Genomic DNA, 23,385 nt, shown 5'->3' on the forward strand with positions numbered 1-23,385 from the left:
ATGGCGACCATGGCCTTGATCCGCTCGCGCTCGGTCGGCGTACGGCCCGTGGTGGGGTCCGGCGTGACATCACCGACCGAAAAGATCCCGAACTGCATGGTCGCTCACCCTCCAGGTTGTTGAGCGTTCAACTATACCCCTCCAACGGTCACCCCGCCCCGGGTATTCCAGCCCCCCTCCACCACCCCGCCAGGCGCCTTCCCCCGGGTGACGCGGGCAGGGCGTGCGAGGCTGCCCCCATGCCGATCCTCCGCTCCGCCGCCCTGTTCGTCGTCGCCGCGCTGTTCGAGATCGGCGGTGCCTGGCTGGTCTGGCAGGGCGTGCGGGAACACCGGGGCTGGCTGTGGATCACCGGAGGCGTCCTCGCCCTCGGCGCGTACGGCTTCGTCGCCACCTTCCAGCCGGACGCCCACTTCGGCCGCATCCTCGCCGCCTACGGCGGGATCTTCGTGGCCGGCTCGATCCTGTGGGGCGTCGTCGCGGACGGCTACCGCCCCGACCGCTGGGACATCACCGGCGCGCTGATCTGCCTCGCCGGGATGGCCGTCATCATGTGGGCGCCGCGAAACGGCGGCTGAGGCTCACATACGCTGGACGGAACCGCCCGACCGACCGCCCGAACGACCGCCCAGCCGCAGCCCAGGAGCAGCCATGGCCACCGCCGCACCGTCCGCCGCCTCCCGCATCGCCGTCGTCACCGGCGCGAGCAGCGGCATCGGCGCCGCCACGGCCCGGCAGCTCGCCGCGGCCGGCTACCGCGTGGTCCTCACCGCCCGCCGCAAGGACCGCATCGAGGCCCTGGCCGAGGAACTGACCGAGGCCGGCCACTCCGCCGTCGCGTACCAGCTGGACGTCACCGACCGCGCCGCCGTCGACGAGTTCGCCACCGCCTTCCAGACAATCGGCGTCCTCGTCAACAACGCCGGCGGCGCCCTCGGCGCGGACCCGGTGGCCACCGGCGACCCGGCGGACTGGCGCACGATGTACGAGACCAACGTCATCGGCACCCTGAACCTCACCCAGGCGCTGCTGCCGAAGCTCGTCGCGAGCGGCGACGGCGTCGTCGTGGTCGTCTCCTCCACCGCCGGCCACGGCACCTACGAGGGCGGCGCCGGCTACGTGGCCGCCAAGCACGGCGCCCACGTCCTCGCCGAGACCCTCCGCCTGGAGATCGTCGGCCAGCCGGTCCGGGTCGTCGAGATCGCCCCCGGCATGGTCAAGACCGACGAGTTCGCGCTGACCCGCTTCGGCGGGGACAAGGAGCGGGCCGAGAAGGTGTACGAGGGCGTCGCCGAGCCCCTCACCGCGGACGACGTGGCCGAGACGATCACCTGGGCCGTGACCCGCCCCAGCCACGTCAACGTCGACCTCCTGGTCCTGCGCCCGCGCGCCCAGGCGTCCAACACCAAGGTGCACCGGGAACAGTGACGGACGACGAACCCCCCACCGAGGACACCTTCGAGAAGCGGCGCCTGGCCCAGGAGACGAAGAACGAACGCCAGGTCTGGTACTTCCTGGCCTACTTCCTCTTCGGCATCCACTTCATCGCGTTCATCATGATCTACGCCGTACGGCACGCGAAGTAACCGGCCGGCTACGCAAACGCCGGCAGGTTCCGGGCCACCCACGCGGCGAAGGGCGCGGCCGGGCGGCCCAGGACCGCCTCCACGTCCCCGCTCGGCCTGCGCTCCGCCGGCAGCGGTGCGCCGAGGACGTCCAGGGTGCCGGCGACGACCTGCTCCGGCATGAACCGCGCCATCCCGGCGTGCGCCGCCGAACGGGACAGCTCGACGAAGGCCACCTCCTCGCCGAGGGCCTCGGCGATGACCCCGGCCTGCTCGCGCGGACTGACGGGCGTGGGCCCGGTCAGCTCGTACACCCGGCCGGCGTGCCCGTCCTCGCGCAGCGCGACGGCGGCCACGGCGGCGATGTCCGCCGGGTCGACCACGGGCAGCGCGACATCACCGAAGGGGGCGAAGACGGTGCGCTCGGCGCGGACCGCATCGGCCCAGGCGAGGGCGTTGGAGGCGAATCCGCCGGGGCGCAGGACGGTGAACTCCCGCCCGGACGTGCGTACCGCGGCCTCGAAGGTACGCAGCCGGGCGTGCGAGGGCGCGTCCGGCCGGGTGGCGCTGACCTGCGAGGACACCAGCACGATCCGTCCGACCCCGGCGCCCGCGACCGCGTCGAGCAGGGCGTCGGGGCTCTCCCCCCGGAAGTTCAGCTCGCCCCCGAGGACGAGGAACAGCGCACGGGCGCCGTCGAGGGCGGGCCGCATGCCCGCCGCGTCCCCGGCTCCGCCCCGGACCCACCGCACCCCGGCGGCGGACGGCGCGGCCCCCGGCCGCCGCGACACGGCCACGACCTCCTCACCGGCCCCCGCCAGCAGCTCCACCAGCACACGCCCGACGTTCCCGGTCGCACCGGTCACAACGATCATCACAGCCCCCTACTGAGTCAGTCAGCTAACTGACTCGAACCCTAGGACCCTCCACCCCCGCTGTCTATAGTCAGTCAGGTGACAAACTCAGTGGACCGGCGGGCACAGGCGTCCCAGAAGCGCCGGCGACTCACGGCGGCGGCGGCCCGGGTCCTGCACGAGCAGGGCGTCGAGCGCACCACCCTCGCCGACATCGCCCGCGAGGCCGGCGTCCCGGTCGGGAACGTCTACTACTACTTCAAGACCAAGGACGAACTGGTCCGGGCCGCGCTCGCGGAACACCGCGCCCACCTCGACGAACTCACCGCCGAACTGGACCGGTTGGCGACCGGGCGCGACCGCCTCAAGGCCCTGGTCGAGGCCTGGACCGCCCAGCGCGAGACCGCCGCCCGCCACGGCTGCCCCACCGGCACGCTCGCCGTCGAACTGGACAAACGCGCGGACGGCACGCTGGACGCGGAGGCCGGCGCGGTGATCCGCAGCCTCCTGGACTGGACCGCCGCCCAGTTCCGCACCTGGGGCGTCCCCGACCCCGACGACCACGCCCTCACCCTGATCGCGGCCTACCAGGGCATGTCCCTCCTGACCAACGCCCTGCGCGACCCCGACATCATGACCAGGGAGGGAACCCGCCTGCTGCACTGGCTGGACTCACTGGAACCGGGGGCCGGGTAACCCACACGGGCGAACCTCTTCGATCACCCGATCAGCGCACGAACATCCGCCCTAGGCTCGCGCCACACGATCGACTCGACGGTCCCCGGCGGGGAGTGCCATCCCAGCCGAGGACCTGACCAGCAAGGAAGTGGAGGCTTCCCGGTGGCTGACTGCGAGCCTGACGCCCACCGGTTCATGGACCTCACGGTCCCCGAGTACGCGTACATGTACGCCGCTGGAAGCTGCTGAACGGCGTTATCCCACAGCCGCTCTGAGCACCTGAGGGGCGTGACGAGCGTTCATCGCGCCCCTCACCATGCCTAACCCTTGACGCAGATGAACTGCTTCAGCTTCGCCACGACCTCGACGAGGTCGCGCTGCTGCTCCATCACCTGGTCGATGTTCTTGTAAGCACCCGGAATCTCGTCCAGCACCCCCGAGTCCTTGCGGCACTCCACGCCCCGGGTCTGCTCCTCCAGGTCCTTCGTCGTGAAGCGGCGCTTGGCCGCGTTGCGGCTCATACGCCGACCGGCCCCGTGCGACGCCGAGTTGAAGGCCTTCTCGTTCCCGAGTCCCTTGACGATGTACGAGCTGGTACCCATCGAACCGGGAATGATCCCGAACTCACCGGATCCGGCGCGGATCGCCCCCTTACGGGTCACGAGCAGGTCCATGCCGTCGTACCGCTCCTCCGCCACGTAGTTGTGGTGGCAGGAGATCTCCGGTTCGAACGTCGGCTTGGCCTTCTTGAACTCCTTGCGGATCACGTCCTTGAGGAGTGCCATCATGAGCATGCGGTTGTACTTGGCGTACTCCTGCGCCCAGAACAGGTCGTGGCGGTAGGCGGCCATCTGCGGGGTGTCCGACACGAAGACAGCGAGGTCCCGGTCGACCAGGTCCTGGTTGTGCGGGAGTTTCTGGGCCACACCGATGTGGTGCTCGGCGAGTTCCTTGCCGATGTTGCGCGACCCCGAGTGGAGCGTGAGCCAGACCGAATCTGACTGATCCAGGCAAATCTCGAGGTAGTGGTTCCCGGATCCGAGCGTTCCCATCTGCTTCTCTGCTCGATCGTGACGGAATTTGACCGCTTCCGCCACCCCGTCGAACCGCCCCCAGAAGTCGTCCCACCCGGCAGTGGCCACCCCATGGAACCGCCCGGGATCCACGGGACTGTCGTGCATCCCCCGCCCCACCGGAATCACCTGCTCGATCCGCGACCGCAGCCGCGACAGGTCCCCCGGGAGGTCGTTCGCCGTCAGGGACGTCCTCACCGCCGACATCCCGCAGCCGATGTCCACCCCGACCGCCGCCGGGCACACCGCGCCGCGCATCGCGATGACCGAGCCGACCGTCGCGCCCTTGCCGTAGTGCACGTCCGGCATGACGGCCAGGCCCTTGATCCACGGCAGGGTGGCCACGTTCTGGAGCTGGCGCAGGGCCACGTCCTCGACCGTCGCCGGGTCCGTCCACATCCGGATCGGGACCTTGGCGCCCGGCATCTCCACGTACGACATATCTTCCTCATTCCCCCGGAATAAACAACAAAAGGCTTAGAAGCAGCAAAACGCAAAAGCGGCGCCAAGGTCGGTGAAAAGGGACAAGGGACCGGCGTCCACGGCAGTGCGTGCGATACACATTGTCTCCAGGGGGCGCCCCGCCGCGGCAAGCGAATAACCAGCGGGGACACTGGAGCACCAGCGATCGCACACCGTCGAGAGGAGCCCGACCGTGCAGCGGAAGGCGTACGTAACCGGCACCGCCGCCCTTCTCGCGGCGCTGCTGGCCGGCTGCACGAGCGGCTCCGGGGAGAAGGACCCGGCGGACAACGCCAACCCGGGCGACGCCGGCTCGGCGGCGGCCGCCGCCCAGCCCGGCAGGTACCGCACGCTCCCCGAGCCGTGCGGCGCGATCGGCCACGACACGCTGGACGCGCTGCTGCCCGGCATCCAGCAGATCACCGACCCGGCGCAGCGGGACAAGGCCTACCAGGGCGACGCCGCGCTGACCTACGACACCGATCGCAAGGTGGGCTGCCGCTGGAAGGTCGAGTCGGCCGACGCCACGGACCGCCTGTCCGTCGACTTCGAGCGCGTGGTGTCGTACGACAACACGGTCAGCGACGACGACCAGGCGCGGAAGCTGTTCCTGGACAAGGAGACGGCCGCCGACCTCCCGGCGCCGGCGGTTTCCTCGGCGCCGCCCGCCTCGCCCCCGACGCCCACCGCGTCCTCGTCCGCGTCCGCGTCGTCGTCGGGGAAGGGTCCCGCGGGCGGTGCGGGCTCGCCGGGCGCGACGCATCCTTCTTCCTCCAACTCCCCTGCCTCCTCGGGGTCCTCGGGCTCTTCCGACGCGTCCTCCGGTGCCACTCCGGCCGATCTGCAGCCGCGTGCGCTGACCGACCTCGGTGACGAGGGGTATCTGGACGACCGGCTCAGCACGTCCGGTTCGACGGCCGAACAGCGGACGGTGACTGTGGTGTTCCGCACGTCCAACGTCATCGTCACCATCCAGTACGAGGAGCAGCCGATGGCCATGGGTGCGGTCCCGGACAGCAAGGAAATGCAGGACAGGGCCCGTAATCTGGCCTCTCGGCTGGATGACGCGCTGGGCGGCTGACGGTCTTGCCGGTTCCGTCGGCCCGCGTCCGTGAAGGGTGCGAAGGGAAACCGCACGGGACCTTCACCGCGTACCGTGGCCCCGCAGGAACCCGCACGAACACCGAGCGTCATGAGTGAAGGAACCATGCAGCGAGCAGCCCAGCGAGACGACCGTGCCCAGCGACACCAGCGAGCCAAGCGCCTTCGCCGCGTTCTTGTCTGCGCGGCAGCCGTTCCGGCGGTTCTGATCACCGCGGCGTGCTCCTCGGACTCCGGTGACTCCACGGCGAAGTCCGGTGGGGAGAGCAGCCCGCGGTCTTCGGGCGGCAGCAGTTCGCAGCCCTCGGCGAGCGCGTCGCCGACCGTGCGGGCGGCGGCGTACGGGAAGCTTCCGGACGCGTGCGCGGTGCTGTCGAGGAAGACGCTGACCGATCTGGTCCCGAAGAGCGGGAAGTCGGGCAGGAAGGGCAGTTCGGACGAGCCGTCGTCGCGTGCCTCGTGCTCGTGGAACAGCCTGGACAACAACGGTGTCAAGGGTTCCCAGTTCCGCTGGCTGAACGTGTCGCTGCTCCGCTTCGACTCGGATGTCACGCGGGGTTCGGGTGACGACCAGGCGCACACGTACTACGCCCGGCAGGTGAAGGACGCGCAGGCGGTGGACGGCGCGAAGGGCACCAAGGCGATACCGCTGTCCGGGACGGGCGCGGAGGCGACGGCGGTGCGGTACGACCTGTCGAAGAAGGAAGGGCTCTTCAAGCAGCAGACGGTCGTGGCCCGGGTGGAGAACGTCGTCGTGACGGTCGACTACAACGGTGCCGGTCTCGCGGGTGAGAAGACGCCGGACGCCGATGACCTGACGAAGGCCGCGGAGAAGGCGCTGAAGGAGGTCGTGGCGTCGGTGTCGTCGGCCAACGGCGCGGGTGGTGCGGCGAGTTCGCCGGCGTCCCCGTCGAAGCCGGCGTCGCCTTCGGGGGCTCCTTCGAAGTCCCCCTCCAAGTCGGCCTCCGCGAGTGCGTCTCCGTCCGAGTCGGCCGCGAAGGACAGCTGACCGGGGGCTGTGGCGGCCGGCGGAGGGCCGTGGCGGCTGACCGGCACCACGTTCGCCGTACACGTGTGCCACTCTGTTGCGCGCAAGGACACGCAAGGGGAGGGGAGTGCGAGTGGCCGCGCCACTGCAGCTGACTCGGATGCACCGCGTGCTCATCGGTGTGGTCGTGACCGGCGCGTTGATCATCGCCGGCATCGGCTTCGCCGGTTCGTACGCGGCCGTCCGTGAGCTGGCCGTCAAGAAGGGCTTCGGGAACTTCTCGTACGTGTTCCCGGTGGGCATCGACGCGGGCATCTGTGTCCTCCTGGCCCTGGACCTGCTGCTGACCTGGATCCGCATCCCCTTCCCGCTGCTGCGCCAGACGGCGTGGCTGCTGACGGCGGCGACGATCGCGTTCAACGGCGCCGCCGCCTGGCCTGATCCGCTGGGTGTCGGCATGCACGCGGTGATCCCGGTGCTGTTCGTCGTGTCGGTCGAGGCGGCCCGGCACGCGATCGGCCGGATCGCCGACATCACGGCCGACAAGCACATGGAGGGGGTCCGCCTCACCCGCTGGCTGTTGTCCCCGGTGCCCACGTTCCTGTTGTGGCGGCGGATGAAGCTGTGGGAGCTGCGCTCCTACGACCAGGTCATCAAGCTGGAGCAGGAACGTCTCGTGTACCAGGCGCGTCTGCGGTCCCGCTTCGGCCGTGCCTGGCGCCGCAAGGCCCCGGTGGAGTCCCTGATGCCGCTGCGGCTGGCGCGGTACGGCGTCCCCCTGGCGGAGACGGCTCCCGCGGGCCTGGCGGCGGCGGGCATCGAACCGGCCCTGTTGCCCGCGGCCCCGCAGCCGGAGTTGGAGGCGGCGGCACCCGGCGTGGTCGCGGGTGGTCGTCCCGCGGGGGCGGCGGCTGTTCCGCGGCAGGTGGGGCCCGCCGGTGAGCAGCGTGAGCAGGAGCCGCCGGCGGACGAGCAGAGCCCCTGGTTCCAGGCCCCGCGGGAGGTCGAGTACCAGGGCGGTTACGACCCCACGTACGACCCGATGCTCCAGGAGCCCCAGTACGCCCCGGAGGAGCAGTACGAGGACTGGTACGAGGACCAGCCGCCGGAGCAGTTCCAGCAGCCGTCCCCGGAGGAGACCGGCAGTTTCCCGATTCCGGTGGGCCCGAACCGTACCCGTGAGCTGGGCGAGGGCGGTGGCACCGCGCAGCCGGACCCGACGGAGGAGGACTACTACCAGGTCTTCCGCAAGTCGATCGACGGCAGCCTGCCCACTCCGCACCAGTTCGCCGAGGCGGTGGAGGCGACGTTCCGTATCGCGTTGCCCGCGCGGGAGGCCGACCGTATGGTCAACCGCTTCACCAACCGCTTCAACGCGGAGCTGGAGGAGGACCACATCGCCTGACGGCACGGAGAAGGGGCCCTCCGCGGCGGAGGGCCCCTTCTCCGTGTCTTCGTGCTGCGTGCCGCTTACTCGCCGAGCAGGTGCCGTACCCGGTCCTGCCCGACGGCCAGCAGCAGGGTGGGCAGCCGGGGCCCGGTGTCGCGGCCGACGAGCAGGTGGTACAGGAGGGCGAAGAACGTCCGCTGTGCGGTCTTGATCTCGGCGGGCAGTTCCTTGGGCGTGGCGTCGGCGGGGAACCCGGCCTGCACCTTGGGCACGCCGTACACGAGGTGGGTCAGCCCGTCGAGCGACCAGTGGTCGGCGAGTCCGTCGAGCAGCAGGCGTACGGACTGCTGGGAGGGCTCGTCGAGGGACTTCAGCAGTTCGGCGTCGGGCTCGTCGCGGACGATGGTCCGCTGGTCGGCGGGGACGTGGGTGTTGATCCAGGCCTCGGCCCTGTCGTACCGGGGGCGTGCCTCGTCGAGGCCGGCCAGCGGCTGCTCCGGGTCGAGTTCGGAGAGGATGCGCAGGGCCTGGTCCTCGTGTCCGGCGGTGATGTCGGCGACGGACGCGAGCGTGCGGTAGGGCAGCGGTCGCGGTGTCTTCGGCAGTTCACCGGCGGCGGTGCCGACGGCGCGGGTGTAGGCGGCGACGTCGCCGGGCAGGGCGGCACCTTCGGTGACCTTGGCGGCGAGCTTGTCCCACTCGTCGTAGAGCCGCTGGATCTCCTGATCGAAGGCGATCTTGAAGGACTGGTTGGGGCGGCGGCGGGCGTACAGCCAGCGCAGCAGCTGCGGCTCCATGATCTTCAGTGCGTCGCCCGGGGTCGGGACCCCGCCCCGCGAGGAGGACATCTTCGCCATGCCGGAGATGCCGACGAAGGCGTACATGGGGCCGATGGGCTGCTTGCCGCCGAAGATGCCGACGATCTGGCCGCCGACCTGGAAGCTGGAGCCCGGCGAGGAGTGGTCGACGCCGCTGGGCTCGAAGATGACGCCCTCGTAGGCCCAGCGCATCGGCCAGTCGACCTTCCAGACCAGCTTGCCGCGGTTGAACTCGCTGAGCCGGACGGTCTCGGTGAAGCCGCAGGCGGTGCAGGTGTACGACAGCTCGGTGGTGTCGTCGTCGTAGGAGGTGACCGTGGTCAGGTCCTTGCCGCAGTCGCCGCAGTACGGCTTGTACGGGAAGTACCCGGCGGAGCCGGAGCTGCCGTCGTCCTCGGACGCGGCGCCGGAGCCCTCCTCGGCCTCCAGTTCGGCCTCGTCCAGGGGCTTCTGCTGCTGCTTCTTCGGGGTCTTCTTCGTGCGGTACTGGTCGAGGATCGCGTCGATGTCGTTGCGGTGCCGCATGGCGTGCAGGATCTGCTCGCGGTAGGCGCCGGAGGTGTACTGCTCGGTCTGGCTGATGCCGTCGAACTCGACGCCGAGCTGGGCGAGCGACTCGATCATCGCGGCCTTGAAGTGCTCGGCCCAGTTGGGGTGCGGCGAGCCCTCGGGCGCCGGGACGGAGGTCAGCGGCTTGCCGATGTGCTCGGCCCAGGCCTCCTCGTCGACCCCGGCGATGCCCTTCGGCACCTTGCGGTAGCGGTCGTAGTCGTCCCAGGAGATCAGGTGCCGGACCGCGCGGCCGCGGCGGCGGATCTCGTCGGCGACGAGGTGGGGGGTCATGACCTCGCGGAGGTTGCCGAGGTGGATCGGACCGGAGGGGGAGAGTCCGGACGCGACGACGACCGGTTTGCCCGGGGCCCGGCGCTCCGACTCCTCGATGACCTCATCCGCGAAACGGGAGACCCAGTCGGTGGTCTCGGTGCTCTGAGCCACGATCGGCACGTCCTTCTTTCTGAACGGGGTGACACCCCATTCTCACAGACCGGCTCGCGCCCGGGAAAACGGCTTTACCCCCCGTGGGATACTGGCCGGGTCTATCCATCCCCACGAGGAGAACGGCACCCACTCCTATGGCCTCGGTCACGTCCCTCAGCGACAACGTCCAGCAGCACCTCGCGTCCGCCCTCTCGGCCACTCTGCCCGAGGCCGCCGGCGCGGACCCGCTGCTGCGACGAAGCGACCGGGCCGACTTCCAGGCCAACGGCATCCTGGCCCTGGCCAAGAAGGCGAAGGCGAACCCGCGGGAGCTGGCGACCCAGGTCGTCTCGCGCGTGGTGACCGGTGACGTGATCCAGGACGTCGAGGTCTCCGGGCCCGGCTTCCTCAACATCACGGTCGCGGACAAGGCGATCACCGCCAACCTGGCCGCGCGGTACGCGGACGAGACGGGCCGCCTCGGCGTGCCGTTCGCGGATCAGCCCGGCACCACGGTGATCGACTACGCGCAGCCGAACGTGGCGAAGGAGATGCACGTCGGTCACCTGCGCAGCGCGGTGATCGGCGACTCGGTGGTGCAGCTGCTGGAGTTCACCGGCGAGAACGTGGTCCGCCGCCACCACATCGGCGACTGGGGCACCCAGTTCGGCATGCTCATCCAGTACCTGGACGAGCACCCGCACGAGCTGGACCACAAGGACGCCCGGGTGACGGGCGAGGAGGCGATGTCGAACCTCGACCGCCTCTACAAGGCCGCGCGGAGGAAGTTCGACTCCGACGAGGAGTTCAAGACGCGGGCCCGGCGCCGGGTGGTCGACCTCCAGGCCGGGGACGAGCGCACGCTCGCCATGTGGCAGAAGTTCGTGGACGAGTCGAAGATCTACTTCTTCTCCGTCTTCGAGAAGCTGGACATGGAGATCCGGGACGCGGACATCGTCGGCGAGTCCGGTTACAACGACATGCTGGCCGAGACCTGCCGGCTGCTGGAGGAGTCCGGTGTCGCGGTCCGCTCCGAGGGCGCGCTGTGCGTGTTCTTCGACGACATCAAGGGCCCGGACGGCAACCCGGTCCCGCTGATCGTGCAGAAGTCGGACGGCGGCTACGGCTACGCGGCCACCGACCTCTCCGCGATCCGCGACCGCGTCTTCAACCTCAAGGCGAACACCCTGCTGTACGTGGTGGACGCCCGGCAGGCCCTGCACTTCCGGATGGTCTTCGAGACCGCCCGCCGGGCCGGCTGGCTGAACGACGACGTGACGGCGGTGCAGCTGGCCTTCGGCACGGTCCTCGGCAAGGACGGCAAGCCGTTCAAGACCCGTGAGGGCGAGACGGTCCGCCTGGTCGACCTGCTGGACGAGGCGATCGACCGGGCGTCGGCCGTGGTCCGGGAGAAGGCGCAGGAGCTGTCCGAGGAGGAGATCGCCGAGCGGGGCGCCCAGGTGGGCATCGGCGCGGTGAAGTACGCGGACCTGTCGACGTCGGCGAACCGGGACTACAAGTTCGACCTGGACCAGATGGTCTCGCTGAACGGCGACACGTCCGTCTACCTCCAGTACGCGTACGCCCGTATCCAGTCGATCCTGCGCAAGGCCGGCGAGGTCTCCCCGGCGGCCCACCCGGAGCTGCCCCTGCACGAGGCGGAGCGGGCCCTCGGCCTGCACCTGGACTCCTTCGCGGAGACGGTCCGGGAGGCAGCCGCGGAGTACGCCCCGCACAAGCTGACGGCGTACCTGTACCAGGTGGCGTCGCTGTACACGTCGTTCTACGACAAGTGCCCGGTGCTGCGCGCCGAGACCCCGGCGCAGGTGGAGAACCGCCTCTTCCTGTGCGACGTCACGGCCCGCACCCTGCACCGGGGCATGGCCCTGCTGGGCATCCGCACGCCCGAGAAGCTCTGACCCGGCGCGGTACGACGCCGGCGGCCCGCCCTCACTCCGGGGGCGGGCCGTCGGCCGTCTGCGCGTCCAGCAGCTCCCGGGCGCGGCGCACGAAGGCGTCCCGTACGGCGTCCGGGGCGAGGACGCGCAGGGGGGTGGCGAGGCCCAGCAGGTAGCGGGCGAGGCCGTCCGGGTCCGGGCCGCCTATGTCGACGAGGGTGGTGTCCGGGCCGTCGGCGCGGTGGGTGCCGACGGTGGCCGGTACGACCCGCAGCGCGTCCGCCAGGGGCAGCGGCAGCCGGATGGTGGCCGACAGCGGGTAGGGGCCGTTGGCGGTGTTGCGGGAGACGAGCTGGGCCGGGTCCGGCGGGTCGGTGATCTCCACGGGGCGGCCGGTGGGCCGGAGCCGTTCGACCCGGTCGGCACGGAAGGTCCGCCAGCCCCGGGTGACGTCCCGGGCGACGAAGTACCAGCGCCGGCCGGTGTGCACGAGCCGGTAGGGGTCGACGTCCCGGACGGTGTGCCGGTCCTGTCCGTCGCGGTACGACAGCCGGGCCCGCTCACCGCGCCGGCAGGCGGCGGCCAGCTCCAGCAGCATGCCGGGCCGGATGCGTGGCTCCTCGGGCCAGGGGAGCCGTACGAGGGCGTCGTCCCACTCGGCCAGCCGCTCGGCGATCCGGGGCGGCAGCACCTGCCGCAGTTTCAGCAGCGCGGACAGGGCCGCCTGGTCGCCGCCCAGCGCGCCGCCGAGCGCCGCCTCCCGCAGCCCCACGGCCACGGCCAGCGCCTCCTCGTCGTCGAGGATCAGCGGCGGCACGCGCGAGCCCGCCCGGAGCCGGTAACCGCCCCAGGGGCCGGCGTCGGAGTCGACGGTGTACCCGAGTTCGCGGAGCCGGGCGATGTCCCGCCGGACCGTGCGGTCGGTGACGGCCATGCGCCCGGCCAGCTCGGCACAGGTCCAGGAGGGCCGGGCGGCGAGCAGCGCGAGCAGGCGGAGCAGACGGGCGGAGGCGCTGAGCACGGGCGGAAGTTTTCCACACCGGGCCGCACGACCAGGACCGAAGCTGTCCGGGTCGTGTCCTACGGTCGTCCCCATGAGCACAGACACCGCTTCCGCACCCGTCTTCCGCTACGCCGCCGTCACCTTCGACTGCGCCGACCCGGCCGGACTGTCCCGGTTCTACGGCGAGATGTTCGGCCTCCCCGTCGCCTACGCCTCCGACGACTTCGTCTTCCTGGGCGGCAAGGACGGCGCGCCGGGCCTGGGCTTCAACCGCCTGGCCGGCTACCGCCGCCCCACCTGGCCGGACCCGGACCAGGAGAAGCAGGCCCACATCGAGGTGGGCGTGGACGACCTGGACACGGCCGAGGAGCGGCTGCTGAAGCTGGGCGCGACCAAGCCGGAGGACCAGCCGCAGCCGGACCGCTGGCGGGTCCTGCTGGACCCGGCGGGGCACCCGTTCTGCATCACGACCCTGGTCTGACACCGGGCCGGACGACGGGCCCGCCAGGGTGGCCGCGCAGCTCAACGGCGTTGTCAGTGGCGGGCTTTACAGTCACCGGCATGGCGACTCTTCCCAACCCGCTGCCCAAGCTGGCCACCGACCCCAGTGGGCGTTCCCTCGGCCTTCGGCTGCCGCCCGGAAGACTGGTGCACGAGACGGACGACGGCCCCTGGCACGAGCCCCTGCTGTGGCACGCGGAGAAGCCCTCCTCGCCCGGCACCTTCAAGGCGCTGGGTGCGCCGGCGTCCCGTGCCGGGCTGCTGCCGGTGCTGGTGGACATGGCCGGTTGCCGGACCGGGCCGGAGGACTGGGTGCTGCTGCCGGGCGAGGCGTCGTACCCGGGGGACCACGAGGCCGCGGAGGTGCTGTCGGAGTACTGGGCGGAGGCCACGGGCGGGCAGGGCGGCGAGGAGACCGAGCCGTTCGGCGTCCCGTGGCCGGGGCTCGCCCCGGCCGGGCTCCTGGCCGCCGATCCGGGCAGCCGGGCCGCGCAGGTCGCCGACGCGCTGCACCAGGACCCGGACACGTGGGCCGAGTGGCTGGAGGAGCCGCACCTGGCCCTCGTGCCGGCCCGCCGGTCCGCGGACATACCCGCGGCGATCGGCTGGACCGGCACCCTGGACCACGACGGAGACGTGGCCCGGATCTGCGCGGTGCTGCGGTCGTGGGAGGACCGGTTCGGGGTCCGGGTGGTGGCGCTCGGACCGGACGTGCTGGTGGTGTCCGTCGCGGCGCCGCCCACCGGCCTGGACGACGCCGAGGTGCTGGCCGCCGAGCACTACGCCCTGTGCCCGAACGCCGTGGTGCAGAGCGGCCCGGGGAGCGTGGGGGCGTACGCGAAGGAGCTGGTCGGCGCCACGAGCTGGGCCTTCTGGTGGGAGTGAGCCGCAGGCGTCAGTCCACCTCCGACGCCGGACGCCACTTCTCGCCGCCGAGGGGGAAGGCGTAGGCGGGCCGGCCGTTGTCGCCGCTGGTGCGGAACGGCCGGCCGGCGTCGTCGACCACCAGCGTGCCGTGCCGGTCACCGCTGGACCAGGACAGCTCCAGGTACCAGCTGACGTCGTAGGCGGACGCGTCCGCGGTGACGTGGAAGACCTCGGGGTCTGCCCGGCTCACCTTGAACGGGAAGTTCCGGCTCCCGGCCTCCGGTACGGGCGCGGGGCGCATCGCGTCGAGGGCGACGGTGAAGGAGCGGGTCGGCACGCCGCCGCCGCAGCCGACGCCGGGATAGCCCATGGCGTAGTCGTTCCAGGCGAGCGGGGAGCGCTTGCCCGCCATGCGCACGGACAGCTTCTCCAGGACGACGGTGTCGTCGCCGGTGCCCTGCACGGTGAAGGTGACGAACTGCTCCCCCGCCGAGACCGCCTGGTGCACGTCCACCCAGGCGGGCGCGTCCTGTTCCAGCGGCGGCGGGGCGACGGCGGTGGGCGGCCGGTCGATCAGGTAGTGCTGGGAGCAGGGGCTCTCCCAGCTGTAGGGGTGGGTGGTGACCGTGAGGGGCGGGGCGGCCGTCGTCCGCCCGGTCGTGGCGGCGGCCGGGCCGCCCGCCGGGGTTCCGCCGCGGGCGGCGGGGGCCTTGGGCGAGGGGGAGGCGGACCGGCTGGCGGACCGGTGCGGCTCGGGGCCGGCGGCCGTCGGCTCCGGCGGTGCGCTGTCCCGGGCGGCGGCCTCCCAGGTGGCCGTGGTGCCCTTGCCGTCCCGGCTCTCCCGGCCGTCCCGCGCTCCGTCACCGGAGTGCCCGGAGGGCAGGTTCAGTACGACCGCCACGGTGCCGAGCAGCGCGGTGACGGTCAGGGCGGCGAGGAGGGCGACGGGGCGGCGGCGCCGGGGTGCGGCTCCGGCCGCCGGTGCCGGGTCGGGTTCAGCCACCGGCTCCGTGACCGCCACCGGCTCCGGCTCCGGCTCCGTGACGGCTCCGTCACCGCCGGCGGTGAGGGCTCCTTCCGTCCCCGCCACGCGTCCGCCCGCACCCACCGCCGGTGCAGCTCCACGAGTTCCCCGGGCGTGGCCCCGCACAGCCGGGCGAGCCGCTCGACGGGCGCGTAGTCCGCCGGTACGGCGTCCCCGTTGCAGTACCGGTGGAGCGTCGACGTGCTCAGGTGCAGCCGTTTGGCGAGCGTGCCGTAGCTGTGCCCGGAGCGGTTCTTCAACTCCCGCAGCAGCTCGGCGAATCCGCTTTCCGACGTGCCGTCCGACACCGTTTCTCCGTCCCCCTCGTCCCACCCGGGCGTTCCAGGGAGGGACTGTTCCCGCAGGTCACAGCCGGTGTGGGCGTTCCAGCGTCCCGGATGTCCGGCCGTTGCCGGCCGCCGGGACGGACCGGCCCACAGGCTGGGGTCATCCAAGCACGTCAACCGGCCCAGCCCCAAAGAGGACTTGCCATGCGAATGCGCCACATCCGTCTGCTCACCGCCACCGGCACCGCCGTCGCCGCCCTCGCGCTCACGGCGTGCGGCAACGGGACGGGCACCGAGGACGAGGGCGCCGCCCGGCCGACGACGCCGGTGGCGTCGGCGGAGAAGGCCGCGTCGGGAGAGGCCGCGGCGCGGACGCCCCAGGCCGCCGCCGGGGGCCGTACGGCGAACGGCGCGCCCGTGGCCCGTACCCACGCACCCGACGCGCGGCCGAGCGCCTCCCCCGCCGCGCGCGGCACCCAGGGCGGCACCCGCACCGGCACCTCCGGCAGCGCCGGCGCCTCCGTGGTGCTGTGCAACGGCGCGAACACGACCGTCACCGCGCAGCCGGTCGCCCGGCCACTGAACCACATGCTGATCACCGTGAAGAACACCGGCGGCAGGACCTGCGAGCTGCCGTACTACCCGGTGCTCCGCTTCGACCAGATGCAGTGGGTGCCGCAGGCGGACCGGGACACCCAGCCGCAGGCCGTGGTGTCCCTGGCGCCCGGCGAGTCGGGATACGCGGGGGTGCTGCTGTCGGCCGCCGACGGCAGCGGCACGGGCGGGATGACGGCGCGCAGGCTGACGGTGGGATTCCAGGGACTCACCCCGAACAGCAGCGGCGGCCCGTCCGCGACGCCGTCCCTGCCGGCCGAGGGCGTCTACTACGACAGCTCGCTGAAGGTGACGTACTGGCAGCAGGACAGGGACGACGCCCTCAACTGGTGAACGGGGACCGGCGCAGCTTCTGGGCCGCCTCGGTGGCCCAGTAGGTGAGGATGGTGCGCGCCCCGGCCCGCTTGATGCCGGTCAGGGTCTCGAAGATCGCCCGGTCGCGGTCGATCCAGCCCTTCTCGGCGGCGGCCTCGATCATCGAGTACTCGCCGGAGATCTGGTAGGCGGCGACGGGCACGTCCACGGCGTCCGCGACCCGGGCGAGGATGTCGAGGTAGGGCCCGGCCGGCTTGACCATCACCATGTCGGCGCCCTCGGCGAGGTCCAGCTCCAGTTCCCGCAGGGACTCACGCCAGTTGGCCGGGTCCTGCTGGTAGGTCTTGCGGTCGCCCTGGAGGGAGGAGGCGACGGCCTCGCGGAAGGGGCCGTAGAAGGCCGAGGAGTACTTGGCGGTGTAGGCGAGGATCGCGACGTCCTCGCGGCCGATCTGGTCCAGCGCGTCCCGGATGACACCGATCTGGCCGTCCATCATCCCGCTGGGCCCGACGACGTGGGCGCCGGCGTCGGCCTGCACCTGGGCCATCTCGGCGTACCGCTCCAGGGTGGCGTCGTTGTCGACACGGCCCTCGGCGTCCAGGACCCCGCAGTGCCCGTGGTCGGTGAACTCGTCCAGGCACAGGTCGGACATGACGAGCAGGTCGTCGCCGACCTCGGCCCGGACGTCGCGGAGGGCGACCTGGAGGATTCCGTCCGGGTCGGTGCCAGTGGTGCCCTGGGCGTCCTTCTTGGCCTCCTCCGGCACGCCGAACAGCATGATCCCGGAGATCCCGGCCTCCACGGCCTCCAGCGCGGCCTTCTTCAGGCTGTCCCGGGTGTGCTGCACGACGCCGGGCATCGCGGCGACCGGCACCGGCTCGGCGGCGCCCTCCCGGATGAACGCGGGGAGGATGAGGTCGGCGGGGTGCAGCCGGGTCTCGGCGACCATGCGGCGCATGACGGGGGTGGTGCGCAACCGTCGGGGACGCGTACCGGGGAAGGATCCGTACTTCGTCATGCCCTCTACGCTACGCCCGCCGGGCCTGCGCCTTTGCCGACGCGATGTCGGGCCGGGAGGGGCGGCTTACGACCCCGCAAGCCGTTCCGGAGAGCAGTCGGCCACGACAACGACCGGGCGGAGCGCGCCGGAAGGCACGCTCCGCCTTACCTCAGGTCGTAGACCTCCGCCTGCGCGCCCCCGGCCTCCGCTCGCTGGGCCGGGTCACCGGGTCACCCGCCTCCAGCGCCGCGGCGCGCCGCTTCAGGCCGAAGTCCGCCAGCGCCTCCGCCAGCTTGTGCACGGACGGCTCGGGGGCCATCACGTCGACCCGCAGCCCGTGCTCCTCGGCGGTCTTGGCGGTCGCCGGGCCGATGCACGCGATCACCGTGACGTTGTGCGGCTTGCCCGCGATGCCGACCAGGTTGCGCACCGTGGAGGAGGACGTGAAGAGGACCGCGTCGAAGCCTCCGCCCTTGATCGCCTCGCGGGTCTCCGCCGGCGGCGGCGACGCGCGCACGGTCCGGTAGGCCGTGACGTCGTCCACCTCCCAGCCCAGCTCGATCAGACCGGCGACCAGGGTCTCGGTCGCGATGTCGGCCCGGGGCAGGAAGACACGGTCGATCGGGTCGAAGACCGGGTCGTAGGGGGGCCAGTCCTCCAGGAGGCCGGCCGCCGACTGCTCGCCGCTCGGCACCAGGTCCGGCTTCACGCCGAAGGCGATCAGCGCCTTGGCGGTCTGCTCGCCCACCGCGGCCACCTTGATGCCCGCGAAGGCGCGCGCGTCGAGGCCGTACTCCTCGAACTTCTCCCGGACCGCCTTCACCGCGTTGACGGAGGTGAACGCGATCCACTCGTAGCGGCCCGTCACCAGGCCCTTGACCGCACGCTCCATCTGCTGCGGGGTGCGCGGGGGCTCCACCGCGATCGTCGGGACCTCGTGCGGCACCGCGCCGTAGGACCGCAGCTGGTCGGAGAGCGACGCCGCCTGCTCCTTCGTGCGCGGCACGAGCACCTTCCAGCCGAACAGCGGCTTGGACTCGAACCACGACAGCTGGTCGCGCCGGGCGGCGGCGGAACGCTCGCCGACCACGGCTATCACCGGCCGGCCGCCGTCCGGGGACGGCAGCACCTTCGCCTGCTTCAGCGTCTGCGCGATCGTGCCGAGCGTCGCCGTCCAGGTCCGCTGCCGGGTCGTCGTGCCGGCGACCGTCACCGTCAGCGGGGTGTCCGGCTTGCGGCCCGCCGAGACGAGTTCGCCCGCCGCGGCGGCGACCGAGTCCAGGGTCGTCGAGACGACCACCGTGCCGTCCGACGCGCCCACCTCCGTCCAGCACCGTTCGGAGGCGGTGCGGGCGTCCACGAAGCGGACGTCCGCGCCCTGCGCGTCCCGCAGCGGCACACCGGCGTACGCGGGCACGCCGACCGCCGCCGCGACACCGGGGACCACCTCGAAGGGCACCCCGGCGGCGGCGCAGGCGAGCATCTCCTCCGCCGCGTACGTGTCGAGTCCGGGGTCCCCGGACACCGCACGGACGACCCGCCTGCCGCCGCGCGCGGCCTCCATGACAAGATGAGCGGCATCCCGGGCGGGGGCCGGGACGGCGACGGGTGCTGACGTGCCGTCAACGACCGTCAGCTGGGGCGTGCCCGTGCCCGGCGGGGACATCGCGGAGTCCGCGTCCGTCTGCACCACGGAGACGCCCTGCCGCGCGTGCGTCCGGATGACGTCGAGCACCTCGTGCTCGGCGACCAGGACGTCCGCGGTCGACAGCGCCTCCACGGCGCGCAGAGTCAGTAGTCCCGGATCCCCGGGTCCGGCACCGAGGAAGGTGACGTGCCCGTGTTCCGGACCGGCGGGAAGGGTGGTGGGGCTCAATGTGCTCGCTCCCCCATCAGACCGGCCGCGCCCTGGGCGAGCATCTCGGTGGCGAGTTCGCGACCGAGTGCCGTCGCCCGGTCGTGCGTCTGGGGCACGGGACCGGTGGTGGACAGCTGCACCATGCGGGTGCCGTCGGTCGTGCCGACGACGCCGCGCAGGCGCATTTCCTTGACAGTCTGCCCGTCGGCCAGAAGGTCGGCCAGCGCGCCCACAGGTGCGCTGCAACCGGCCTCCAGGGCGGCGAGCAGTGACCGCTCGGCGGTGACGGCGACCCGTGTGAACGGGTCGTCGAGCGCACCGAGCGCGGCGACGAGGTCCGCGTTGCCCGCGGCACACTCGATCGCCAGGGCCCCCTGGCCGGGGGCGGGCAAAACCGTGTCGACCGACAGGAAGTCGGTCACTTCGTCGATCCGGCCTATCCGGTTCAGTCCGGCGGCGGCCAGGACGACCGCGTCCAGTTCGCCGTCGCGGACGTATCCGATCCGCGTGTCGACGTTGCCGCGGATCGGGACCGTCTCGATGTCCAGGCCGTGCGTGCGGGCGTACGCGTTCAGCTGCGCCATGCGGCGCGGCGAACCGGTGCCGACGCGCGCGCCCCGCGGCAGGTCCGTGAACTTCAGCGCGTCCCGGGCGACGATCACGTCCCGCGGGTCCTCGCGCACCGGTACGGCGGCCAGGACCAGCTCCTCGGGCTGCGTGGTCGGCAGGTCCTTGAGCGAATGAACCGCGAAGTCGACCTCGCCCCGCAGCAGCGCGTCGCGCAGCGCCGTGACGAACACGCCGGTGCCGCCGATCTGCGCGAGCGCCTCGCGGGAGACATCGCCGTAGGTGGTGATCTCGACCAGCTCGACGGGCCGCCCGGTCACCTGGCGGACGGCCTGCGCCACCTGCCCGGACTGGGCCATGGCGAGCTTGCTCCGCCTGGTCCCCAGCCGCAACGCCTTCTCAGTCATGCCGGTCGGTCCTTCGTGTCTGTGCTGTCCCCGGCCCGGGAGACGGCGGCCACCGTCTCGGGGTCGAGGTCGAACAGGGTGCGCAGCGCGTCGGCGTACCCGGCGCCGCCGGGCTCGGCCGCGAGCTGCTTGACCCGTACGGTCGGCGCGTGCAGCAGCTTGTCGACGACCCGGTGCACGGCCTGGCGGATCTCGCCGCGCTGGCGTTCGTCCAGGCCGGGCAGGCGGCCGTCGAGGCGCGCGATCTCACTGGCGACGACGTCGGCGGCCATGGTGCGCAGCGCGACGACGGTGGGCGTGATGCGCTCCGCCCGCTGTGCCGCCCCGAAGGCCGCGACCTCGTCGGAGACGATACGCCTGACCTGGTCCACGTCGGCCGCCATCGGCGCGTCGGCGGACGCTTCCGCCAGCGACTCGATGTCGACCAGGCGGACCCCGGCCAGCCGGTGCACGGCCGCGTCGATGTCGCGGGGCATGGCCAGGTCGAGCAGGAAGAAGAAGGGAGCGGGCCGCTCGGCGACCGGCTCGGGCCTGCGCCGCTCGGGGATGCGGCCGACGGTGGCGGCGGTCGCGGCGAGCGCGGTGATCAGTTCGGCGTCCGCTTCCGGGGTCCGGCGGTCCCGCCGGTCGACGGCGCCTCCCGCGACCCAGGCCGCGTGCTGTTCGAGGGTGGCCGCGTCCAGGCCGGCCACGGCGGCCTCGCCCATGACGGAGAAGCCGGGCTGTACGGCGGCCAGGTCCAGCGGGCAGTTCTCGTCGGCGCCCGTGCCGGTGGACCGTGCGGGGGCCTCGGGCTGCACGGCCTCCGGCCGCGCTGCCGTGGCACCGGCGTCGGCGGCGGGGGCTCCGGTACGGCCCTCGACCGCGTGCGCGACCGCCTCCGCCGTGAGCACCAGGCCCGTCGCCCCGGTACAGGAGACGACGACGTCGGCACGTGTCAGTTCGTCGGCGACCGCGTCCATGCGCACGGCGCGGGCGGTCACCTCGTTCTCGTCGGACTCGGTGAGGATCCCGGCGAGCCGTTCGGCCCGCTCGAAGGTCCGGTTGGCGACGACGACCTCGGCGACCCCGGCGCGCGCGAGCGTCGCGGCGGCCAGGGACGACATCGAGCCGGCGCCGATGACCAGCGCCTTCTTGCCCGCGGCCCACTCGGGGACGGACGTGCCGACGGCGAGCTGTTCCAGGCCGAAGGTGACCAGGGACTGGCCGGCGCGGTCGATGCCGGTCTCGGAGTGGGCACGCTTGCCGACCCGCAGGGCCTGCTGGAACAGGTCGTTCAGCAGCTTGCCCGCGGTGTGCAGCTCCTGGGCGCGCGCCAGGGAGTCCTTGATCTGGCCGAGGATCTGCCCCTCGCCGACGACCATCGAGTCGAGCCCGCAGGCCACCGAGAACAGGTGGTGGACGGCCCGGTCCTCGTAGTGCACGTAGAGGTACGGGGTGAGTTCCTCCAGGCCGACCCCGCTGTGCTGGGCGAGCAGCGTGGACAGCTCGGCGACACCGGCGTGGAACTTGTCCACGTCGGCGTACAGCTCGATGCGGTTGCAGGTCGCGAGCACGGCGGCCTCGCCGGCGGGTTCGGCGGCGACGGTGTCCTGGACCAGCTTGGCCTGGGCGTCCGCGCTCAGCGCGGCCCGCTCCAGCACGCTGACCGGGGCACTGCGGTGGCTCAGTCCGACGACGAGGAGACTCATGCCGGCATCACGGCGGGGACGTCCCCGTCGGGCCCCTGGTCGGCGGAGTCGTCGGCGGCCGCGCCACGGGACGCGGCGGCGGGCAGGGCGCCGTCGCCCGCGGCGGTCTCCTCACCGGCCTTGCGCTGCTCGTGGAAGGCGAGGATCTGGAGTTCGATCGAGAGGTCGACCTTGCGCACGTCGACGCCGTCCGGGACGGACAGCACGGTCGGCGCGAAGTTCAGGATGGAGGTCACGCCGGCGGCCACGAGGCGGTCGCAGACCTGCTGGGCGGCGCCGGCCGGGGTGGCGATCACGCCGATGGACACGCCGTTGTCCTCGATGATCTTCTCGAGGTCGTCGGTGTGCTGCACGGGGATGCCGGCGACCGGCTTGCCGGCCATCGCCGGGTCCGCGTCGATCAGGGCGGCGACCCGGAAGCCGCGGGAGGCGAAGCCGCCGTAGTTGGCGAGGGCGGCGCCGAGGTTGCCGATACCGACGATCACGACCGGCCAGTCCTGGGTCAGGCCGAGTTCGCGGGAGATCTGGTAGACGAGGTACTCCACGTCGTAGCCGACACCGCGCGTTCCGTAGGAGCCCAGGTAGGAGAAGTCCTTGCGCAGCTTGGCGGAGTTGACCCCCGCCGCCGCGGCCAGCTCCTCGGAGGAGACCGTGGGGACCGAGCGCTCCGACAGTGCGGTCAGGGCTCGGAGGTACAGCGGAAGCCGGGCGACGGTGGCCTCGGGAATCCCTCGGCTACGGGTCGCCGGTCGGTGTGTTCGGCCAGTTGCCACGGTGCTCCTGCGGGTAGAGCGGGGCTGTAGGCGGTCATACGTCCCCAGACCGCCCCGTCGACAGCAGGCTATGTCTTTGTGAACGCGTGCACAAAGATGGTGTCCGATTTGCCCGGCAGAAGTGACCGGGGTCACGCCACTTTTGCGCCCTCGCCGGGAACCGGCGCATACGCAGCGGCGTTCCTTCGTTACTGGGGGCAAAACCGCACACACTCCTCACGAATCCCGCCCCCGAGACCAAACCGCCGTCGATCCTAAGCGACTTTCCGGCCGGTTTGTACTAGTCGGTCAGTGCCCGGCGCAGACGCTCCTCGTTCACGCGCCAGAAGGTGTGCTGTTCACCGTCGACCAGTACGACCGGGATCTGCTCCCAGTAGCGGTCGTGCAGCGCACGGTCCTCGGTGATGTCCTTCGGCTCCCACGGCACGCCGAGGTCGCCGCACACCTTCTCGACCACCGCCTGCGCGTCGTCGCACAGATGGCAGCCCGGCTTGCGGATGAGGGTGACCAGCCGCGCGCGCGGCTCGGCCCTGCGTCGGAAGAGGGGACTCATACCGGCCATTCTCGCGCGCCCGGCGCCCGTTCCGGATCGCTTCGTCAACGGCCCGGTCGCGCAGAGTTCACAACCTCCCAACCTCCGCTCGCCGGAACCGCCGGGCGGACTGGCTATGC

21 protein-coding genes and 1 pseudogene are annotated in these 23,385 nt (G+C 72.1%); 11 read left to right on the forward strand and 11 right to left on the reverse strand.

Features of this window, described 5'->3' with window-relative positions; genetic code table 11:
- Positions 1–239: 239 nt before the first annotated feature.
- From AB0947_RS40055 to AB0947_RS40065, 3 genes are all read left to right on the forward strand, one after another.
- Positions 240–578 (forward strand): YnfA family protein, encoded by a 339-nt coding sequence (locus AB0947_RS40055; RefSeq protein ID WP_103817826.1) that lies wholly within the window; start codon positions 240–242, stop codon positions 576–578.
- 73 nt (positions 579–651) lie between these two features.
- The gene (locus tag AB0947_RS40060) at positions 652–1,428 is read left to right on the forward strand and encodes an SDR family NAD(P)-dependent oxidoreductase (RefSeq protein WP_366755313.1); all 777 of its coding nucleotides are present in this window, start codon (positions 652–654) and stop codon (positions 1,426–1,428) included.
- Positions 1,425–1,586, forward strand: coding sequence for a hypothetical protein (locus AB0947_RS40065; RefSeq protein WP_366755314.1), 162 nt, complete (start codon positions 1,425–1,427; stop codon positions 1,584–1,586). Before AB0947_RS40060 ends, AB0947_RS40065 begins: the two co-directional genes overlap by 4 nt.
- A gap of 8 nt (positions 1,587–1,594) precedes the next feature.
- On the opposite strand, the gene AB0947_RS40070 is transcribed toward AB0947_RS40065, so the two are convergent.
- Entirely contained in the window at positions 1,595–2,440 is an 846-nt protein-coding gene (locus AB0947_RS40070) for an NAD(P)H-binding protein (protein WP_366755315.1), read from the reverse strand.
- 78 nt (positions 2,441–2,518) lie between these two features.
- Here AB0947_RS40070 and AB0947_RS40075 point away from each other — a divergent pair, with 78 nt between their 5' ends.
- The gene (locus AB0947_RS40075) at positions 2,519–3,115 is read left to right on the forward strand and encodes a TetR/AcrR family transcriptional regulator (RefSeq protein ID WP_366755316.1); all 597 of its coding nucleotides are present in this window, start codon (positions 2,519–2,521) and stop codon (positions 3,113–3,115) included.
- A gap of 302 nt (positions 3,116–3,417) precedes the next feature.
- Here the strand turns inward: AB0947_RS40075 and AB0947_RS40080 are convergent, their stop codons facing one another.
- Positions 3,418–4,611: an RtcB family protein gene (locus tag AB0947_RS40080; RefSeq protein WP_366755317.1), complete on the reverse strand. Its 1,194-nt coding sequence runs from the start codon at positions 4,609–4,611 to the stop codon at positions 3,418–3,420.
- Between the two features lie 214 nt (positions 4,612–4,825).
- Here AB0947_RS40080 and AB0947_RS40085 point away from each other — a divergent pair, with 214 nt between their 5' ends.
- From AB0947_RS40085 to AB0947_RS40095, 3 genes are all read left to right on the forward strand, one after another.
- Positions 4,826–5,713 (forward strand): DUF3558 domain-containing protein, encoded by an 888-nt coding sequence (locus AB0947_RS40085; RefSeq protein WP_366755318.1) that lies wholly within the window; start codon positions 4,826–4,828, stop codon positions 5,711–5,713.
- 111 nt (positions 5,714–5,824) lie between these two features.
- Positions 5,825–6,742 (forward strand): DUF3558 family protein, encoded by a 918-nt coding sequence (locus tag AB0947_RS40090; RefSeq protein WP_366755319.1) that lies wholly within the window; start codon positions 5,825–5,827, stop codon positions 6,740–6,742.
- 139 nt (positions 6,743–6,881) lie between these two features.
- Positions 6,882–8,126, forward strand: coding sequence for a DUF2637 domain-containing protein (locus AB0947_RS40095; protein ID WP_366755341.1), 1,245 nt, complete (start codon positions 6,882–6,884; stop codon positions 8,124–8,126).
- Between the two features lie 65 nt (positions 8,127–8,191).
- On the opposite strand, the gene lysS is transcribed toward AB0947_RS40095, so the two are convergent.
- Positions 8,192–9,934 (reverse strand): lysine--tRNA ligase, encoded by a 1,743-nt coding sequence (gene lysS, locus AB0947_RS40100; protein WP_366755320.1) that lies wholly within the window; start codon positions 9,932–9,934, stop codon positions 8,192–8,194.
- 128 nt (positions 9,935–10,062) lie between these two features.
- On the opposite strand from lysS, the gene argS reads away from it, so the two are divergent.
- A complete protein-coding gene (gene argS / locus AB0947_RS40105; protein WP_366755321.1) occupies positions 10,063–11,826 on the forward strand; it encodes an arginine--tRNA ligase in 1,764 nt (587 codons plus the stop codon).
- 31 nt (positions 11,827–11,857) lie between these two features.
- Here argS and AB0947_RS40110 read toward each other — a convergent pair whose 3' ends face one another.
- Complete coding sequence (locus AB0947_RS40110) at positions 11,858–12,826, reverse strand: YafY family protein (protein WP_366755322.1); 969 nt, start codon at positions 12,824–12,826, stop codon at positions 11,858–11,860.
- A 73-nt stretch (positions 12,827–12,899) separates the two neighbouring features.
- Between AB0947_RS40110 and AB0947_RS40115 the strand changes: the two genes are divergently transcribed.
- On the forward strand, positions 12,900–13,289 hold the full coding sequence (locus AB0947_RS40115; RefSeq protein WP_366755323.1) for a VOC family protein: 390 nt from the start codon (positions 12,900–12,902) through the stop codon (positions 13,287–13,289).
- Positions 13,290–13,369: 80 nt separating this feature from the next.
- Positions 13,370–14,194, forward strand: a complete 825-nt coding sequence (locus AB0947_RS40120) for a DUF4253 domain-containing protein (RefSeq protein WP_366755324.1) — start codon at positions 13,370–13,372, stop codon at positions 14,192–14,194.
- Between the two features lie 10 nt (positions 14,195–14,204).
- Here the strand turns inward: AB0947_RS40120 and AB0947_RS40125 are convergent.
- Positions 14,205–15,508: pseudogene (locus AB0947_RS40125) on the reverse strand (helix-turn-helix transcriptional regulator).
- A 189-nt stretch (positions 15,509–15,697) separates the two neighbouring features.
- Between AB0947_RS40125 and AB0947_RS40130 the strand changes: the two are divergent.
- On the forward strand, positions 15,698–16,435 hold the full coding sequence (locus tag AB0947_RS40130) for a DUF4232 domain-containing protein (RefSeq protein WP_366755325.1): 738 nt from the start codon (positions 15,698–15,700) through the stop codon (positions 16,433–16,435).
- On the opposite strand, the gene hemB is transcribed toward AB0947_RS40130, so the two are convergent.
- From hemB to AB0947_RS40160, 6 genes are all read right to left on the reverse strand, one after another.
- Complete coding sequence (gene hemB, locus AB0947_RS40135) at positions 16,425–17,435, reverse strand: porphobilinogen synthase (protein ID WP_366755326.1); 1,011 nt, start codon at positions 17,433–17,435, stop codon at positions 16,425–16,427. The genes AB0947_RS40130 and hemB overlap by 11 nt on opposite strands.
- A gap of 151 nt (positions 17,436–17,586) precedes the next feature.
- On the reverse strand, positions 17,587–19,293 hold the full coding sequence (locus tag AB0947_RS40140; protein WP_366755327.1) for a bifunctional uroporphyrinogen-III C-methyltransferase/uroporphyrinogen-III synthase: 1,707 nt from the start codon (positions 19,291–19,293) through the stop codon (positions 17,587–17,589).
- Positions 19,290–20,249, reverse strand: coding sequence for a hydroxymethylbilane synthase (gene hemC / locus AB0947_RS40145; RefSeq protein WP_366755328.1), 960 nt, complete (start codon positions 20,247–20,249; stop codon positions 19,290–19,292). Before hemC ends, AB0947_RS40140 begins: the two co-directional genes overlap by 4 nt.
- Positions 20,246–21,940: a glutamyl-tRNA reductase gene (locus AB0947_RS40150; protein ID WP_366755329.1), complete on the reverse strand. Its 1,695-nt coding sequence runs from the start codon at positions 21,938–21,940 to the stop codon at positions 20,246–20,248. The genes hemC and AB0947_RS40150 overlap by 4 nt, the downstream gene beginning before the upstream one ends.
- Positions 21,937–22,713, reverse strand: a complete 777-nt coding sequence (locus tag AB0947_RS40155; RefSeq protein WP_366755330.1) for a redox-sensing transcriptional repressor Rex — start codon at positions 22,711–22,713, stop codon at positions 21,937–21,939. The genes AB0947_RS40150 and AB0947_RS40155 overlap by 4 nt, the downstream gene beginning before the upstream one ends.
- Positions 22,714–22,993: 280 nt before the next feature.
- The gene (locus AB0947_RS40160; protein ID WP_366755331.1) at positions 22,994–23,275 is read right to left on the reverse strand and encodes a glutaredoxin family protein; all 282 of its coding nucleotides are present in this window, start codon (positions 23,273–23,275) and stop codon (positions 22,994–22,996) included.
- Positions 23,276–23,385: the final 110 nt, after the last annotated feature.

This window comes from Streptomyces sp. NPDC047841, from assembly GCF_040704085.1.
Lineage (GTDB): Bacteria > Actinomycetota > Actinomycetes > Streptomycetales > Streptomycetaceae > Streptomyces > Streptomyces argyrophylli.